Annotated in this window: 1 protein-coding gene; it reads right to left on the bottom strand. The window is 47.7% G+C overall.

Annotated elements, in window-relative coordinates; translation table 11 throughout:
- Positions 1–260: oxidoreductase (locus CF394_RS15430; protein WP_500691232.1), on the bottom strand; the 260-nt coding region annotated here is incomplete at both ends.

The raw sequence follows: 260 nt of genomic DNA on the forward strand, positions 1-260 counted from the left end.
CCATGCGTGTGCGAGTCGGATCTGCACCGCGGCGCGCTTTTGAGTTCACGTCCATCAGTGAGATATGAAGGTAATCCAATTCTTTATCTCCTAAAGCGTCAACAAGCGTAAAGGTTTCAGTCATTGTTAATCCTGGTGTCTCAGGTTCTTCCGGAGACAGGCGATAGCCGACTAAGAACGCACCCTTCGCATGTTCTGCAGCAGCTTTTTTCACTTCATCGACAATAGCAAGCGGGAAGGCTAATCGTTTTTCAAAAATG

Origin of the sequence: Tetzosporium hominis, from assembly GCF_002265435.1 — a bacterium.
GTDB lineage: Bacteria > Bacillota > Bacilli > Bacillales_A > Planococcaceae > Chryseomicrobium > Chryseomicrobium hominis.